Genomic DNA, 14,793 nt, shown 5'->3' with positions numbered 1-14,793 from the left:
TTACAACTATCAAATTGGATAGGTCAATTTGTGCTTTTGAAAAGTGCTGAGTTAGAAGTTAAGAGTTATTCGTTTCCCCCTACTTCCCCTGCTTCCTTTACTCCCTACTCCCCATTCCCCACTCCCTTTTATTGTGAGTTTATTTGCTGATGGCAATAATAATGCACTAGTTGGCAATTAGCATAATTGTTTTTACCTTTCTTATGACGAAAGACAAAAGCAAAAAAGGAGAGCGACCCAAGTAGCTCTCCAGATCATTACGGTGCATCTTTTTATTACACCATATCACTCATGCCGTAAGGGTTAATACTTATCTATTCAAATTATTTCTAAAAATTTGATAAAGTTTTTACGTAAATACCACAGAACTCAAATAAAAAAGAGAGCTACTTAGGCAGCTCTCCAGATCATCAGGGTGCATCTACTTACCACAGCATACCATTTTAGGTATGGGGGCTGTCACCAGTTTTTATATGAAGAATTCGTGAAGAATCACCGGGAAATTACGTACTTGGGCATTGGGAATTGGGCATTGGGCATGGGAAAGAGGACTTGGGGACTCTTGAGAATTGGGGACAAGGGGAAACACTTGTTGCAAGTTCTGATTTAAGTCCCCTTGTCCCCTTGTCTCCCCTGCCCCTGATCCCCTACTAGGCGTTCAGTTTTTTCTCTACCAATTCGTTAGTCAGCTTAGGATCGGCACGTTTACCTGTCTTTTTCAGAACTTGTCCGACAAAGAAGCCTTTGAGGTTGGTGTTACCGTTGCGATACTTTTCTACTTCTTTGGGATTGGCAGCTATAACTTCATCAACGATGGGTTGTAATACACTAGGATCGGTGATTAACTCTTGACCTGCAAAGGCTTTTTCAGGAGAAATACCAGTGAGCAAATCTGGCAACTTTTCTTTAGCTTGAGCATTGCTAATTTTGCCCGTTTCAATCCGAGTGATGATATCAGCTAGATTTGTGGGAGTTAGGGCGATTTGAGTAATACTGAGTTTTTGCTTATTGAGATGGGCGGTGATATCTTGAGTAATCCAGTTTGCAGCAGCTTTGGGATTTGCTCCAGATGCGATCGCAGTTTCAAAATATTCCGCTATGGAACGATCTTCTGTCAGCACTCGCGTATCGTAAGCCGAAAGCCCCAACTCACTTTCATAATGATGGCGTTTGTGGGCTGGTAATTCTGGTAGTTCGCTACGCCATTGCTCTAATTGTTCATCTGTCACCTCAATTGGTGCTAAATCTGGTTCGGGGAAGTAACGGTAATCGCTAGAACCTTCCTTCACCCGCATACTACTTGTGCGTTGAGCGCCTTCTTCCCACAACCGAGTTTCTTGAATGATGCTCGCGCCTGCTTCGATGGCGGCGATTTGACGTTCAATTTCGTAGTCAATCGCCCGTTGGATGGCGCTGAACGAGTTCATGTTTTTAATTTCTACTTTAGTGCCAAATTCCTTTCGTCCCACTGGACGCACAGAAATGTTGACATCGCAGCGTAGAGATCCTTCTTGCATATTACCGTCACTCACGCCGAGATACCGGACAATCCGGCGCAACTCTTCAGCATATTCAGCAGCTTCTAATCCAGAACGCAAATCAGGTTCCGAGACAATTTCTACTAACGGTACACCTGCACGATTATAATCTACCAAAGAATAGGAAGAACCAGAAAGGCGAGTCTCGTTCCGAGAGGCTTCGCCAACGCTACCTGCGTGTACCAATTTTCCAGCATCTTCTTCCATGTGCAGACGTGTGATGCCAATGCGTTTACGAATAGGATTCCCTTCAGCATCTACCAACTCAATTTCTAACCAACCATGTTCTGCGATCGGTAGGTCATATTGAGAAATTTGGTAATTTTTGGGTAAGTCAGGATAAAAATACTGTTTCCGGTCAAATTTACTATATCTAGCGATTTGACAATTCAGCGCCAAACCAGTCTTGACGGCGTATTCTAATACTTTTTCATTGAGTACAGGTAAGACTCCGGGTAAACCCATACAAACCGGGTCAATGTTAGTATTTGGGTCAGCACCAAATGCTGTAGAGCTATTAGAGAAAATCTTGGTATTTGTACTCAGCTGACAATGGGTTTCTAGACCAATAATCGCTTCATACTCAGTTTTTACGGTTGTAGCAGTGGTCATAGTATCAATATTTGGGCATAATCCTTCTTAGGGTACTATTGTAGCGGCGTATTGAGTTGCCCTGAAGACGGTTATTTGGGTGAGCAATGCTTACCCTTATGAGCTTGAAAAGGAAGATGCAAACACAAGGTGAAGAAAATCTTAATTATTGGTTCTGGGGGTGCTGGTAAATCTACCTTAGCCCGCGAACTGGGAACCATCTTAGGCTTAGAAGTGATTCACTTGGATGCTTGGTATTGGAATCCTGGCTGGGTTGAGACTCCAAAAGCTGAATGGCAAAGCATAGTCCAAGACCTAACCCTACGAGAATCTTGGATTATGGATGGTAACTATGGCGGTACTCTTGACGTTCGTTTATCGGTTGCAGATACGGTCATTTTTTTGGATTTTCCCCGGATTTTGTGTTTGGCACGAATCATTAAACGTCGCTTCATGTATGCTGGACAATCCAGACCTGATATGGGATCAGAGTGTCCTGAAAGATTGAACTGGGAATTTATCAAATATGTATGGTCATACCCAATTAATCGTCGTCCTGAAATTATCAAAAAGCTTAGTCAATTAACACCAAACCAGCAAGTTATTATTCTTTGCAAACCAACAGAAGTCAGAAATTTTTTACAAAAAGTTTCCCACTATTAAGATTTACATAATTGATTTTTATGGTTCTACAAGTTAACCCATCCAAAAATAATCAACTGTTACTTGGGAAGCACTTCCAGCCGACTTCATTTTACCCGACGATCCAGTAGAAAATATTCAACAACCTGCGATCGCTGCTGCGCTTACCGATGCTTTGGGAAGCACAGGACGCATTCAACCCCAGATGCTGCTCTGACTTTTCACGGCATGTGGAAAAGCTTATTTTAGCGGTTTCCTAAACCCTGATTTTTCCGTTAGCTATTTTCATTAACTCAGAGCTATTGATAATTAGGCTGTGGAAAAAGCCACGCTTTTTCGAGGCTTGAGGACTTCCCGTGAAAAGTCAGGTGAGAAATCCGGGCAAACTGACTGGACTGGAGTGATTGCACAATTAATTCATCGGTGCGGCGAAAGCTCATCGCTCCTTTAATCGCTGGATCTTTGCTCAGGAAACTTTGCTACCTACAACTTAAAGCTGAACATATAGCCATAAATGATCAGAAGATACTCTGGCGTTTACCTCAACTAATTCCAATAACTCATCTATTTTTTCAGCAGTTAAACCTAGCTCTTGAGTTGATTTACGTAACTTTTCATCTCCTTTTAAATTAAAGAAAAGTTGCTGAATTTTTACACCATTAATTTTAGATAAAGCATCGTTAATGATATCTATTACTTGACTTTTTAAAATATACTCAAAAGCATATTTAACTAATTTTTTATACCACTTACCAGAAGCACCAGAGGCGCTTAGTTTAGAGAGACTAACATTGATTGTTTCATCTACTATCTTTACCTCAAGTTCTGCTAAACCGACAGCAGTAATTGAAATCCACGGGCTATAATATTTTTTATTAGTGATAGGATTCATAATTAAAGTTTCTCTGAATTGACCATTGGCTTTACCTTTAATTAAAAATCCTCCCTCTTGAAAAAAGGCTTCAAGATTAACTTTGATCTGCTGCAAATCTGTGTTTTTCTCGTTTTCTGCTTCAAACTTGTCGAGTTGAGCATTTAGGGGTTGTAGTATGTATGGTGCAGGAATCCCAATCTCAAATACTTTCCTTGCTAGATCAACATTAAAGGGAAATTGATCAATTTCTGCTAACGATTCTTCGGGCATCTGGATTCCCAAAGACTTACTTATTACTTTAGAAATACCATTTTTAGGTTGCTCAATACTAGGAGGAGCTGCTTTGAGGAGGTTATGTTTCTCGCTTTCTTCTACTACGGATTCAAGAGACTCAGAGGAAAATGACACTTCTGCTTTTATACTATCAGCTTTCTGAATACAGCTTCCGAGTTTTCTATGTATGGTTTTATTCTCACTACCATTGGAATTATACTTAACAATTATTGAAGCGTTAACAGAATTAACACGTACATCTGTCACTTCGTTGAGAGACATTATAGCTTGCTGTAACTTATTGGCGTAGTTAGCATCTTCTTTAAGACGAGGAACATTAATGCGAATCCGTCCAGCAACTGCATGAACAATTTGATAATTAATTTTTTGTAATTGAGTTGTCATAATTACAAGCGCTTTTCTATACTTAAATTAAATAGTGTATAAAATAATACAAAAATTATTTTATGACTATGTGCTTTATTCAAAATTCTTAAACTTTATATTTAAAGTTTCACTCCCTGAAAAGCTTCTGTACTCCTCTTAAAGATAGATAAATATATCCCATATCCTACACTTCAAAAGTAGCATAAAGAACTACAGAGTTATTCTAGGATATATCTAAGTAGAAATGCTTAGAAAATTCTAGTCGAAAAAGTGAGATAATTAAAAAAATCAAAAATATTGTAGAGGGAGAAAAATTGTTTACAACCTCAGAAACAAAAATTAAAAATATAGATCACTTAGAGACCATTTATAAAGTAAATCTTTAGCTTAATCAAAAATTCATCCCACATCTGACCGAAGGCAGTGTGGGATGAATTTTTGGGCGATGACGAATTGACCCACAACCAATTCAATCCGCAGGATTGACTTGGTTGTGGGTCGATGATAGCGAAGCGTTAGCGGGTACTCCCGCGTCGGAGTCGCCATTTTCAGGTTTATCTTGAGCTTGAATATATTGCTTCAAGGTTGAGATAGTTACGCCACCACAACTAGCAACAAAATATGACCCATTCTACCGTTGAACGGTTCAGTAAAAAGACCAACTATAACGGATACCCAGAACCAACAATACTGTTTAAAGATGTGTGTCTTGTAGATACTGGCAAGCAAGTTACAGACCATATCTGGTATCTGGTTCACTGTCGGCAAAACAATCCAATCTCTAGACTTAAAACCTGGAGACACTGTAGAGTTCGATGCCCGTGTTGGTGATTACGTTAAAGGCTATGTAAATCATCTTCAGTAGTGCTGAGTACTGAGTGCTGAGTGCTGAGTATAACCCCATAGTTAAAACTAGGGGATTGAAAACAAGGACGTATTTTTTCTTGCACTACGTGTCTCAAAAAAAATATTTTTATTTTTTTCATAAATAAATTGTAAGGATTCAGACCCTATATGCTGAGTGCAATTAATTTTACTTTTTACTCAGCACTCGTTACTCGGCACTCAGCACTGTTTTGGTGAATATATTGATGAGCGCACAGTAGACTACAAACTTAACCGTCCTACTCGTTTTATTGCAGTTGTTGTAGCTTAATTATGTTGCTTAATTACCAGTATCGAGCCTACCCAAATACCAATCAAAAACTAGAACTCAATTATTGGTTGCGAGTCTGCCGATACTGGTACAACAAGCAACTAGGAGATAGATTTGATTGGTGGGAAAATAACCGTAATAGTATTAACGCTTGTCCGTTAATCTGTCCATTACCTCAGTTAAGGGATAATCCTAATTTTTACTCTCAGAAAAAGCAATTGCCTTTTATCAAAGAAGATTTGACGAAAGTTGTTCATTCTGGTGAGTTACTAGATTTTTCTCGCATACCCTCCCAAACATTGCAAGATGTTTGCAAACGGGTAGACTTGGCTTTTGGGCGTTTTATTAAGGGCGATGGTAACGGTAATCGTAGTGGCAAACCACGATTCAAAAACGTTGCTCGTTACCGCACCATGAAGATAGAAGGGCAAGCTATAACTATAGAGCGTGTAGAGAAAAACTGGTTATTTGTATCTTTCTCTAAACTCAAAGGTCGGGTAAAAGTGCGTTTGCACCGACCATTGCCTAAAGGATTTGCTCTTAAAAATGCGCTGCTAACTTTAAAGTCTGATGGGTGGTATTTAACTCTTTGTCTAGAAGATCCAAAGCTACTAAAAAGAAGGGTAGTAGAGCAAGACGTAAACTAGCAAAGCGTGAAGCAAGAGAACATCAGCGTATAGCTAGAGCAAGAAAAGACCACGCTTTTAAAACTGCCCATGCTCTTGTCAGAACTGGTAAAAAGGTTTTTGTACATGAAGACCTTAATCTCAAAGCTTTATCAAAACGCAATAAGGCAAAACAGGATGAGGATGGCAGTTATCTCCCCAATGGTCAATCAGCTAAGTCTGGGTTGAATAAATCCTGGAATGATGCTGCTTTCGGTAACTTTTTCAAAGTCCTAGAATACATAGCTGGAAAAGCTGGGGCTAGGACAATAGCGGCAAAACCTGCGTATACATCTCAACTACTCGCATATCGTGATGAATTTATATTCACTGATTGCAATATCCGTGAGTATTGGGATGAAAAAGAATTGCTGATTGTTGATCGAGACATTAATGCCTCGATCAACATAAAGCGTGTTGGGCTGGGACTGTTCCCAACAATAAAACGCCCTAGAGGGAATCTGGTAGTAACTGAATCTACTACTAATAGTACCTCGAAGGAAGTTCTGGAAACATTAAAAATGTGCCAGAAGCCTACATCGACCCGTCAGGGCGATGTAGGTAGTTCACTCAACATCTCAATCAAACCCCGGTCATCAGATACACTCCTTAGCTATCTAATTGGTATTTCAGGGCTTGAGACTCAAGCACAGTAAGAAGTTCCGTATGTTGCTCGACCAAAGCTTGTATTGTGGTAACTGGATAACGATGAAGGCGATATTTTTGTTGACGGGGTGCTAAAGCCATTGCTAATCTGCGACGTTGAGTGTTGTATTCTGCTAGAGGCACTTCCCTTTCTTTGTGCCAGCAACATTTCTTCACTTTCTTACTCAGTCGTAAGCGTAATCATATAACTTAATAAAAAAGTCTATGGCAGTGTGAGAGGATAACCTCAACTTGTGAGTGATGTAGTTTGAAGGGGATTTGAGCGATTACTGTTGTTAGTTTTTGCAGCTGTAGCGATTTGAGAAGGTGTTGAAGTGAAATGTTACTAAATTTATCAAACACGCCACCTCTATATAATTGGAATGCAAAATCAATGGAGAAGATAGATCGCATCAAGCTTTGAGCAGTATTTTACAACCATACCTGATGAAACTATTTTGATAGAGAACTAAAATTTATTAGTCATTAAAAAAGAAAAAGGATGATCAATCTATCAATTATGTCTAACAAGTTTCGTACATCTGGTTTTCATCCTATCCGAAAGCTGAAAGTAATCTTATCAGGTCTCCAGATAGCTGTAGCCACTGAGTTTAGTGTTGCCTACAAACTAATTTTATCTATGTTAGTCTTAGGTATTTCTTTTCTTCTTCGACAGTGGATTGATCTGACTTTGATTGTTTTAGCAACAGGATTAATGTTGATAGCTGAATTGTTTAATAGCGCAATTGAAGGTTTATGTGATTTTTTGCAAGAACGGCAAGATGAGCGGATTCGTATAATTAAAGATATTTCTGCTGCGGCTGTTGGTATCAGTATTTTAATATGGGCAGTAACTTTAATCCTCCAGGGTAGTCATCTCTGGTCGTTATTATATATTTCACCCTCAAATAATTAAAGTTCAATCTTTGGAATGAAATAACCCTGTATCTGAGATTGTTACAATCAAAACCAAAGTTTGTATCGTGGTGAGATAAATTGAATACACAAATACTCTTGGTTCAAAACCCTGAAACTTCTGACAACGCTCTGCGAATGTCTGAAGTGTTGCAACGATTTCTGGAAAAGCATCAAGGTGATGAGGTACGCCTACGGGATTTGTTTAACGAGATGGAGAATCGGGCGTTTGCTTCAACACTGCTGATCTGCGCTTTGCCTGAAGCCCTACCTCTGCCAATTGCGGGAATTTCTGCCCTCGTTGCCATGCCTTTAATGCTGGTTTCAGGTCAGTTAGTACTCGGATTCCAGAAGCCCTGGCTGCCCGACTGGGTACTAGATCAGCCCTTCAAACAAGAATACTCTCAGCAAATTATTTCTGGGGTCATACCCTTTCTAGAAAAGCTGGAATGTTTTTTTGAACCTCGATGGTCGTTGTTTACCAGCCCGGAAGCTGAACGATGTGTTGGCGTGATTTTGTTATCACTTGGCTTGATCATTGCCTTGCCAATTCCTTTTGGTAATATGCTTCCAGCAATCATCATCGTTTTGATCTGTCTTGGCTTGATTGAAAAAGACGGGCTAATAATTGCAATTAGTAGTATAGTTGCTGGCATCACTCCAGCACTTCTATTGTTAATCCTGTAAAAGAACACAATTTTTAGCAAGAACAGCCATGTTGCCTGACGCCTATCGGACTCTTAGGCGTTGAGATGAATTGCCAGCGAGTTGACGACAGTCTCCCGACCAATGCGACAGCGAAGGAGGGAGACATGCAGGAAATAAGTAAATATTAATTGCAAATTCTTGACCTTCGGTATCGGCAGGACGAGTAAAAGCGAATACTTGGCGATTTTGATAACTAGCGACTTGAACCAAAATATGGGCAGCAGAACCAAAGCCGTAAAAACCAATATTTTTGGCATCCTTTACCATCCTAAATGCCCGATAGCCAATCAATCCAGCGCATAACAAAGGAGCCGCTTGCAAGTCGGGGTAATTAGGCGGAATGGGAAAACAGAAGCGATCGCTAGTTTTTGGTATCTGACCTTAACCTCTCACGAATGGACTAGCATTGGTCAGATAGTAAAGGTATTGCATAATCTCTAGAGCATAATTGAGTCTTTCAATAAAATAATCTTTAAATATAAAGATTTTGTGAGGACTCTATATTTTTACAGAAACAATAATTAACGTCAGCTCGGGTTAAGATTAGGCGCAGGAAGCAAGTTGGGCTCAATGGCGATCGCTAGCTTCTTAGGTTGGTGGCAGTAGCCAATTAAATCAGTTATCAGTTATCAGTTATCAGTTATCAGGCGTATGGTGGGGGATTTAGACCCGCCACCAACGCATTCCACCTGGAGGTGGGGGACTTAAACCCAGGGATAAATAGATCACTGATAACTGTTTACTGTTCACTGTTCACTGTTAAACCTTACTACGATGTTGGCTAGGCAGTTGATAGGTCATTGGTGATGGTAATGCTCAATCTGGGAAATAATAGACCTGTCCGAAAATTTAAAAAGCATTCTGTATCTAGCTTTGAAATAGCTGAAGCACAACCCAGAGTTAACGTATTTATCAGGGTTAGAGATAGTATAACCTAATATAAACGCTGATAATTAGTTCATAATAATTTACCTTTAAAAACTAAAATCGGGTTGGTAAAATCCTCACAACTTCCTCAACTTGTTGAGCTATAACGATAGTTATAGAACTTAGGAGCAATAACAGCCTCAGATTCGGTGAAGGTTAATTTTTGCAAACCAACGTATTAACATAACACGTACCTTGCGATCGCACACTTACACCACGTAAATACTAAAAATATTTAAAATACCAGTATGGACTCTCACACAGTCAATAAAAAAAGTCCCCTAAAAGAGCATCCCAGCGATGATAAACGCTTCAAAATACTTGATGCAACCATGAAGCGCCATCAATATCAGCAGGATGCACTGATAGAAGTCTTGCATAAAGCCCAAGAACTTTTCGCTTATTTAGATAGAAAATTTTCTATCACTACGCTCGATTAATTGAAATTCTGGCTTGCATTGAACGCATAGAAATTATGATAGATGCTCCAGATTTAAGGTCGTGAGCCATGCGCTATTTTACGAGTTAACTGTGCATCTTGCCCCTCAGCTTTTGATAAGGTTCGATCAAAAAGGACGACCCTGACACATTTACCGAGTAGGACTAAAGCGTTTGCAACGTCTGCACCTACATTACCTGCACCAATAATACTGATTTTAGATGTTTTACTAATCATGCTATATCTACTTTTTTCAAGAGTGAAATATCGTTTGTTTGATAAGTCCTTGGGTTTGCAATTGCTGTCTCCTTACAACTTGGAAAACAATATATTTAACCCTTCGGTCATCGTGGGATGAGTTAAAATACCATCGCGCAGAATTGTGTAGGGCATCTGAGCTTGCATCACCATCTGCACCGTTGAAATCACTTCACCTGCTTCATGACACAACAAGGAACACCCTAGAATACGACCTGTATCTGCATCCACGATCGCCTTCAGAAGTCCATCAGTTTGACCGGAATCATCATGCCATTCGTAAGCAAATCGGACAGCAATGCGGTTGTCTTGAAAAGCCCAAAGCTCTTTGATTAGACGGTAGTCCAATTCTTTAAGCCATTTACGTGTTAAGAACTCAACGATCGCCTCACGACCAGATAGAAATTCTGAGCGGTTGCGCCAAATGCTATCCGACGTGTAAGCCAGTGATACTAGTTCAGGGTTACGTGTGTTCCAAGCATCCTCTGCGATTCGGACTTTTTGGATAGCGGATTCATTATCAAAAGGCGGCAGGGGTAGTCGAGAATTTTCAGGGTTGTTCATCTATAGTATGTAAGCGGTAGAATCGCGATTCTCGTTCCGAGACGCTTCGCCAACGTCTCAAACCAAGTAGTATTGGCAGCGTTCCCACTTTTTAACGTGCTTCAAAATACTTACCTAAACTTAGCCAAAGCTAAGAATAGAGATTTCTTCCCGTGTCCACCAAGGATGTCGGCATCTTCTTGTCAACGGGCGTAAATTTCGGTTAAGCCAACCGTATCTTGTCGAAAGGGGCATCCCTCAAGTTGATCGAGGCGTTCTCATCACGATCTCTAATATTGCCGCATCCTCTCGTTTACAGACTTAAACCTGCGAGGTTTTGGCATAACGGGAAACGATGCCTGCGGCGGTAAACTACGCATCCTATTGCAGATATTTCTTCAATTGGGCAGCAGCTTGAACAAATAGAGAACGGGTTTCTGGCAACTCGGCTAAACCATTCAGTAGTCCGAAGTCATGAATCATACCGTTGTACTGCACAGTTGTTACCTCGACCCCAGCTTCATCGAGCTTGCGTCCATAGGCTGTGCCCTCGTCATGCAAGATATCGCTCTCTGCAACCACAATTAACGCCGGGGGCAAGCCTTTGAGTTGCTCAACCGTCGCTTGTAAAGGAGAAGCATAGATGTCTTTGCGCTTTTCTGGGTCAGCGATGTACATGTCATACATCCACTTCATCGTTGGTACAGTCAGAAAACGCTGATCGCCAAATTCGTGATAAGAATTCGTTTCAAAATCCGCATCTACAATGGGCCACATCAGGATTTGCAGTTTGATGTGTGGCCTTCCTTTTTCTTTCGCCTTCAAAGCAGTAACAGTTGTCATGTTACCGCCGACACTGTTGCCAACGACTGCCAAATTCTTGCCATCCACGCCAATCTCCTCGCCATGCTCGGCAACCCATTTGGTCGCAGCATAAATCTCATTGATTGCCTGTGGGTACTGAGCATCTGGCGTGCGAGTATAGTTAACAAAGACACCTGCAAACCCTGAAAGCACAACTAGATCGCGAACCATGCGCTTGTGTGTTGGGTAATCACCCAGCACCCAACCACCACCATGAATAAAGATGAAAACAGGCAATGTGCCTTTGACCCCTTCAGGTCGTACAATATTAAGGGTAATTGAATAACCGTCAGCAGTAATCGTTTTTTCAGACTCTTCAATGCCTGAAAGGTCTACTGGAACGGAAGCCTGTGCATCTACAAGAACTTGACGTGCAACGAGCGCTGTGAGTTTCTCCAGCGCCACACCCCCTGAATTCAGCACTTTCAAAAATTCCTTCGTTCCTTTGGAAAGACGTGGATCGTCGGCAACTTCGAGAATTTTTGCTGCTTGGGAGTTTGCTTGAGCAACCATGACATTCTCCTTTAATAAATTGTAAACAACGTGCTGAGATGTTAGTTAATTGATTTAACGAACTTTGGGGGTTTAAGTCCCCAGCAAGATAGGCAGCACGTTTTGTGTCGGGGTCTAAATCCCCGTCACAAAACGTAATTGCGAATTGCGTTAGCGGAGCGGGGCGTTAGCCCATTGCGAATTGCGAATTGGTTTAACACTGCTGCTTAATAAGTAGTAATTGTATAGCACTTGAAGCAGATGTTAGGACATAAGCTAATCGCAAAACCTAGAAGCAAATCGACTTTTAAGACTATTGCCTGTTGCCTGTTGCCTGCTATGGAATCACAATCACTTTTTATCGACATCGTTTCCCAGTCAAAACTATTTATTACTAGTGTTTAGCTTGGTATTCTCTACAACGTGAGTGGTGAGAAAGCGACGAATATGGTCTGCGATCGCGTCTCCATCTTCTTCCAGAGCAAAGTGCCCTGTATCAAACAAATGAAACTCTAAGTTTTTTAAATCGCGTTTGTAGGCATAAGCTCCCTCGACTAAAAAGCCCTGGTCATTTTTGCCCCATACAATTAGCGTCGGTGGTTGATGTTGGCGCAAGTAAGCTTGCCATTGTGGATATAACCGCACATTGGACTGGTAGTCGTATTTTAACAGTGAACAGTGAACAGTAAACAGTTATCAGTGATCTATTTATCCCTGGGTTTAAGTCCCCCACAAAGAGGTGGAATGCGTTGGTGGCGGGTCTAAATCCCCCACCATACGCCTGATAACTGATAACTGATAACTGATAACTGATTTAATGCCAATTGAATATCTACATTGCCAGGGCGATCGAGGAGTGCTTGATCCAGAGTCCAGGTATCGGGACTGAGGTTTTCTAGATTTCTGGCTCCAGTAATGTAATACCATTTCGTGCCCTTGCTTGCCAGAGCCTGTCGCACGCCTCGCTCATGCCCGATCAAATTCTCCAAGAGTTTGCCTTCAGGCAACCCCCATAACTTGATAGTGTTATCATTGCTACCACTAGCTAATCTCTTGCCATCGGGACTGAAAGCCACTGACCACACAACTCCATCATGTCCAATTAGGGAGTGCAACAATTTACCAGTGGGCATTTGCCAGAGTTTGACTGTCCTATCAGCACTGTCACTCGCTAAAGTCCGTCCATCAGGGCTGATTGCGATCGCGTAAACCCAAGTTGAATTTCCTTGGATAGAACGTAAGGGTTGAGTGGTTGCAACAGAGGTAGTAGCAACACTAGCGTTTCGGAAGGAAGACAATAGGCTAACACAACTGCTACTACCAACCAAGATCGTTAGGGTGCTGATTGCCAATGCTGCTGAACATTTCCAGGTAATTTGTTTCGATCTCATAACAAGACATTCCTTGTGCGAGTCGGAGAATAATCTGACTTGCATCCACTGCGTAACGGTGTCAGAGACTAGCGGTACCATAGAGTAATTTTTTCTGGAATTTGAGATGAGAACGCTTTTCCTTTCGCTTTTTGTTATTTATTGCGATGTTGCAATCCAGCGTCGCATCAGAAATAAAAGGGTTGTCGTGACAATCCCTACTAGCCCAATCGGGCTTAAATAGCTCCAATGCTCTAACATTTTGTCCCAAACGTGCCAAGTGAGCAGGAACATATAAGCTCCTAAAGCTAGAAATCCCAGGCTGTTTTCTAACGGTGCTGTATCGATTGCTACCATGACCAATCCTCTTAATTTTTCAATAAAAGTTCTTACAAAGGTAGGTATTTTTTATTTGGTCATTTTTTGACGATTCCAGCCGATCTTTACTACATCACTCCTCTCTGTTCATACTCTTTTTTTGGCGAAGGTATTGTTATTTAAAGTGTTTATACCTGAGCATGAGCGATGCTGGGATAATCCATCATTTCCACCGTTCAGGTGAGAACGGATTGCAGTCGTGATGTTAGAAATTGATCGATATAGTTTGCGATCGCATCCCCATCTTCTTCCAGAGCAAAATGTCCGGTATCAAGTAGATGGAATTCAACGTCTTTCAAGTCACGCTGATAGGGATAAGCACCGTTAGCAGGAAAGATGTAGTCGTTCTTGCCCCAAACAATCAGGGTAGGGGGTTGATACTGGCGGAAATACTCTTGCCATTGGGGATAGAGCGGTGGATTGGTGCCATAGCTATACAGCAGTGCCAGTTGAATCTCACCGTTACCAGGGCGATCGAGGAAATGTTGATCGATAGTCCAGGTATCGGGGCTGATCGCTTCTAGATTGCGAACACCGTTGGTATATTGCCACTTCGTCGCTTCCAGGGTGACAAGATATTTGAGCTTTTGGGCATTTTCAGGCGATCGCTCTTGCCAGTATGCCTTAATTGGTTCCCAAAATTCGCGCAGACCTTCCTCGTAAGCATTGCCATTTTGAACAATCAGAGATTGCACGCGCTCTGGATATTTAGCGGCAATCAGATAGCCAATCGGTGCGCCATAATCCATTACATAAAGGCTGTACTTTTTAAGAGCGATCGCAGCAATGAATTTCTCCACAATCTCAGCCAAGCGATCAAACGTGTAGTCAAATTCATTTACAGATGGCATCGAACTGTTGCCGTAGCCAGGGTAGTCAGGAGCAACGAGATGGAATTTATCAGCGAGGGCAGGTATAAGATTGCGGAACATGTGAGAGGAAGTTGGAAAGCCGTGCAATAACAGAATCGTCGGATTATTACGAGAACCAGCTTCACGGTAAAAGATATCTAAACCATCGATAGAAACTGTGCGATATGTAGTCATGGGATTACTTCTTGTAAGTGATAAAAGTGACATGATGGTGTTTTACGACAAGTCGATCTATCTCACATCCTGACGATGGAAG

Annotated in this window: 17 protein-coding genes and 2 pseudogenes; 6 read left to right on the top strand and 13 right to left on the bottom strand. The window is 41.3% G+C overall.

The window, feature by feature from the left end:
* Window positions 1-128: 128 nt before the first annotated feature.
* Both CDC33_RS41665 and gatB read right to left on the bottom strand, forming a co-directional pair.
* Window positions 129-200, bottom strand: a pseudogene (locus CDC33_RS41665) (HNH endonuclease); the annotation flags it as partial.
* A 450-nt stretch (window positions 201-650) separates the two neighbouring features.
* Window positions 651-2,150, bottom strand: a complete 1,500-nt coding sequence (gatB, locus tag CDC33_RS15030; protein WP_109009132.1) for an Asp-tRNA(Asn)/Glu-tRNA(Gln) amidotransferase subunit GatB — start codon at window positions 2,148-2,150, stop codon at window positions 651-653.
* A 129-nt stretch (window positions 2,151-2,279) separates the two neighbouring features.
* Here gatB and CDC33_RS15025 point away from each other — a divergent pair, with 129 nt between their 5' ends.
* Complete coding sequence (locus CDC33_RS15025; protein ID WP_109009131.1) at window positions 2,280-2,792, top strand: DNA topology modulation protein; 513 nt, start codon at window positions 2,280-2,282, stop codon at window positions 2,790-2,792.
* Between the two features lie 278 nt (window positions 2,793-3,070).
* Here CDC33_RS15025 and CDC33_RS38755 read toward each other — a convergent pair whose 3' ends face one another.
* Window positions 3,071-3,211, bottom strand: coding sequence for a hypothetical protein (locus CDC33_RS38755; RefSeq protein WP_181374020.1), 141 nt, complete (start codon window positions 3,209-3,211; stop codon window positions 3,071-3,073).
* A gap of 50 nt (window positions 3,212-3,261) precedes the next feature.
* Window positions 3,262-4,323: an HMA2 domain-containing protein gene (locus tag CDC33_RS15020; RefSeq protein WP_109009130.1), complete on the bottom strand. Its 1,062-nt coding sequence runs from the start codon at window positions 4,321-4,323 to the stop codon at window positions 3,262-3,264.
* A gap of 1,140 nt (window positions 4,324-5,463) precedes the next feature.
* Between CDC33_RS15020 and CDC33_RS40465 the strand changes: the two genes are divergently transcribed.
* Both CDC33_RS40465 and CDC33_RS40460 read left to right on the top strand, forming a co-directional pair.
* A complete protein-coding gene (locus CDC33_RS40465; RefSeq protein ID WP_244919238.1) occupies window positions 5,464-6,108 on the top strand; it encodes an RNA-guided endonuclease InsQ/TnpB family protein in 645 nt (214 codons plus the stop codon).
* On the top strand, window positions 6,051-6,782 hold the full coding sequence (locus CDC33_RS40460; RefSeq protein ID WP_244919237.1) for an RNA-guided endonuclease InsQ/TnpB family protein: 732 nt from the start codon (window positions 6,051-6,053) through the stop codon (window positions 6,780-6,782). The genes CDC33_RS40465 and CDC33_RS40460 overlap by 58 nt, the downstream gene beginning before the upstream one ends.
* Here the strand turns inward: CDC33_RS40460 and CDC33_RS37815 are convergent.
* On the bottom strand, window positions 6,736-6,915 hold the full coding sequence (locus tag CDC33_RS37815) for a hypothetical protein (RefSeq protein ID WP_146195816.1): 180 nt from the start codon (window positions 6,913-6,915) through the stop codon (window positions 6,736-6,738). The two genes, CDC33_RS40460 and CDC33_RS37815, sit on opposite strands and share 47 nt — an antisense overlap.
* A gap of 358 nt (window positions 6,916-7,273) precedes the next feature.
* Between CDC33_RS37815 and CDC33_RS15010 the strand changes: the two genes are divergently transcribed.
* Together CDC33_RS15010 and CDC33_RS15005 are read left to right on the top strand one after the other, a co-directional pair.
* The gene (locus tag CDC33_RS15010) at window positions 7,274-7,687 is read left to right on the top strand and encodes a diacylglycerol kinase (RefSeq protein ID WP_219930036.1); all 414 of its coding nucleotides are present in this window, start codon (window positions 7,274-7,276) and stop codon (window positions 7,685-7,687) included.
* Between the two features lie 80 nt (window positions 7,688-7,767).
* Window positions 7,768-8,373 (top strand): exopolysaccharide biosynthesis protein, encoded by a 606-nt coding sequence (locus tag CDC33_RS15005; protein ID WP_219930035.1) that lies wholly within the window; start codon window positions 7,768-7,770, stop codon window positions 8,371-8,373.
* 42 nt (window positions 8,374-8,415) lie between these two features.
* On the opposite strand, the gene CDC33_RS41950 is transcribed toward CDC33_RS15005, so the two are convergent.
* Complete coding sequence (locus tag CDC33_RS41950; RefSeq protein ID WP_439956605.1) at window positions 8,416-8,661, bottom strand: hypothetical protein; 246 nt, start codon at window positions 8,659-8,661, stop codon at window positions 8,416-8,418.
* Between the two features lie 908 nt (window positions 8,662-9,569).
* On the opposite strand from CDC33_RS41950, the pseudogene CDC33_RS14995 reads away from it, so the two are divergent.
* A pseudogene (locus CDC33_RS14995) lies at window positions 9,570-9,731 on the top strand (NAD(P)H-dependent oxidoreductase subunit E); the annotation flags it as partial.
* 83 nt (window positions 9,732-9,814) lie between these two features.
* Here CDC33_RS14995 and CDC33_RS41660 read toward each other — a convergent pair.
* The 7 genes from CDC33_RS41660 to CDC33_RS14960 form a co-directional block, all read right to left on the bottom strand.
* A complete protein-coding gene (locus CDC33_RS41660; protein WP_369694301.1) occupies window positions 9,815-9,997 on the bottom strand; it encodes an NAD-binding protein in 183 nt (60 codons plus the stop codon).
* Between the two features lie 72 nt (window positions 9,998-10,069).
* Window positions 10,070-10,582, bottom strand: coding sequence for a nuclear transport factor 2 family protein (locus tag CDC33_RS40455; protein ID WP_109009127.1), 513 nt, complete (start codon window positions 10,580-10,582; stop codon window positions 10,070-10,072).
* A 360-nt stretch (window positions 10,583-10,942) separates the two neighbouring features.
* Window positions 10,943-11,938 carry an alpha/beta hydrolase gene (locus CDC33_RS14980; protein WP_109009126.1) on the bottom strand — a complete coding sequence of 332 codons (996 nt, stop codon included), beginning with the start codon at window positions 11,936-11,938 and terminating at the stop codon, window positions 10,943-10,945.
* Between the two features lie 363 nt (window positions 11,939-12,301).
* Window positions 12,302-12,589 (bottom strand): alpha/beta fold hydrolase, encoded by a 288-nt coding sequence (locus CDC33_RS14975; RefSeq protein WP_369694393.1) that lies wholly within the window; start codon window positions 12,587-12,589, stop codon window positions 12,302-12,304.
* A gap of 89 nt (window positions 12,590-12,678) precedes the next feature.
* Window positions 12,679-13,308 (bottom strand): WD40 repeat domain-containing protein, encoded by a 630-nt coding sequence (locus tag CDC33_RS14970; RefSeq protein ID WP_181374018.1) that lies wholly within the window; start codon window positions 13,306-13,308, stop codon window positions 12,679-12,681.
* 138 nt (window positions 13,309-13,446) lie between these two features.
* Window positions 13,447-13,644, bottom strand: coding sequence for a hypothetical protein (locus CDC33_RS14965; RefSeq protein WP_109009124.1), 198 nt, complete (start codon window positions 13,642-13,644; stop codon window positions 13,447-13,449).
* Between the two features lie 197 nt (window positions 13,645-13,841).
* Window positions 13,842-14,711, bottom strand: coding sequence for an alpha/beta fold hydrolase (locus CDC33_RS14960; RefSeq protein ID WP_109009123.1), 870 nt, complete (start codon window positions 14,709-14,711; stop codon window positions 13,842-13,844).
* Window positions 14,712-14,793 lie beyond the last annotated feature (82 nt).

Origin of the sequence: Nostoc commune NIES-4072, assembly GCF_003113895.1 — a bacterium.
In the GTDB taxonomy this organism is placed as follows: Bacteria; Cyanobacteriota; Cyanobacteriia; order Cyanobacteriales; family Nostocaceae; genus Nostoc; species Nostoc commune.
The sequence above is the reverse complement of the archived record's forward strand: the minus strand, read 5'-3'. Positions and strand labels throughout refer to the sequence as shown.